General features: G+C 57.6%; 1 protein-coding gene. It reads left to right on the forward strand.

Going from position 1 to position 2207, the window contains the following annotated elements:
- Positions 1–213: 213 nt before the first annotated feature.
- The coding region (locus tag ACYVC2_RS10575) for a gliding motility-associated C-terminal domain-containing protein (RefSeq protein WP_461102347.1) at positions 214–2207 on the forward strand (1994 nt) is incomplete at its 3' end.

Below are 2207 nucleotides of genomic sequence, written 5' to 3' on the forward strand. Positions count from 1 at the left end.
CTACTACCAGGCCAGTGTGAGCTACTCGCTGCTGGATCGGGGAGCGCCCCCTCAGTTGTTGAAGGGCTGGGTGCAGATCCTGCGAGAAAACGTTTCCGTTAGATAAACGCTGAATTCATCTCAACAGGCAGTCAGAATAAACTGACTGCCTGTTTGCTTTACAAATACGCTTTCCTGCCCGAAAATCGTTGTAGAGAAAATGAAGTGACAACTATGCGCTTATTCTCTACCATTGGGCTATGGTGCCTTTTTTTGGGGGCCGTGCTGTGGCCCAGCCTGAGCCAGGCTACCCACGTACGGGCCGGGGAAATCACCACCAGACGAATCTCTCAGACATCGCTCACTTATGAAGTAACCTTTACCGCTTACTACGATGAAGTAAACGGACGAGCAGCGGCTGGTCCTCCGGCCGATCAGTATATCATCTGCTTCGGCGATGGCATATCGCAGCCGGTTACGCGATTACCCAAACGCTTTGTCAACGGGGGCACTTCGTCTATAAACATCTATAGAGTTATCCACACGTATGCGGGTCCAGGGACGTATACCATTGGCGTTACGGTTACGAACCGAAATAACAACACCCTAAATCTACCACCTCCCAATCAATCTGAATTACTTCCCTTTTTTGTCTCGACGACAATCCTGATCAGCCCCAACTTAGGGCTGAACTCCACGCCGGTGATGCTCAACCCACCCCTGGACTCGGGGCGCGTGGGTCAGAAGTTCTGCCACAATCCGGCCGCCTTCGACGCCGACGGCGACAGCCTGGCCTTCCGGCTCAGTGTGCCCAAGACCAGTGCCACTCAGAGCGGCTGCACCGGCTTCAATATACCGGCTTATCAGGACCCTACCCGCTTCAGCACCGCCAGCGAAGCAGGCGGGGCGCCTACCTTCTCAATCAACCCCATCACCGGTGAGCTCTGCTGGGATGCCCCCGGCCGGGAAGGTCAGTACAACTTCGCCTTCATCGTCGAGGAATGGCGCAACGGGGTGCTCATCGGGGAGATCACCCGAGACATGCAAATTTTCGTCACTGACAGTCCCAACAAGCGGCCCTTGATCAACCCCATTCCTGACCTGTGCGTGGAAGCGGGCACCCTGATCAACCAGCCTGTGACGGCCACCGACCCCGATGGCAACCGGGTGATCATCAGTGGTTACGGGGGTGTGTTCAACGTGGGTCCTGACGGCACGGCCCTGGCACCGGGGGAGTTGATCCAGCCGGCGTATGCGCAGTTGGTGAACGGTGGGGTGACTCAGGCCCAGCCGGCGACGGCGACGTTCCGGTGGCAGACCAACTGCAACCAGTTGCGGGAGGCTCCCTATGATGTCACCTTCAAGGTCACCGATGTACCGCCCAAACCAACCCCTTCGCTAACTTCTTTTCAAACGTTTCGGGTTCGGTTAGTGGGGCCATCGATCAAGAATCTGACGGCCCGGGCTACCGCTGCGGCTTCGGGTCGAGCGGTTCAGTTGTCCTGGAGCGCGTACACGTGCGGAGCCGCAGGGACAACTATCAGTATCTACCGAAAGGAGGGTTGTGCACCTATCTCTATTTCGGCCTGTACGACCGGCGCACCGGCAGGCTATACCAAAATTGCCGAAGTACCAGGTACCGCTACGACCTATACTGATACCAGCAGCCTACGGCGGGGAGTGAGTTACTCATACCGGGTAGTGGCCGTCTATCCTGATCCTAATGGAGGTTTCAACGGTGGCGAAAGCATTACTTCAGAGCAGGCCTGCCTGGAACTGCCGCTGCTGGCTCCGGTCATGACTCAGGTTACGGTCGACTCCACCAGCTCCACCAACGGCCGCATCACCGTCCGCTGGACCCGGCCCATCGGCCTCAACCCCGCCGACCTGGGCGGACCTTACCAGTACCGATTGCAGCGCGCAACCGGTTTAGCGGGTACCGACTTCACCCAGATCGCTACGATCAATACTACCCTCCAGGCAGGTGTAGTCGATACCATCTACGTGGACCGGGGTACGACTACCACTCGACTGAACACCGAAGCAAACGCCTATCGGTATCGGATTGAGTTTTATTATACGGATGCAAACGGGCAATTGGCACGGCTGGACGTAACGGATGCGGCCAGCTCGGTGCGGCTGTCGGCCAGCCCCGCCAACCGACAGATCACCCTGAGCTGGCAGGCCAACACCCCCTGGTCCAACGACAACCAGACCCACGACATCTA

Source organism: Spirosoma koreense, from assembly GCF_054777875.1.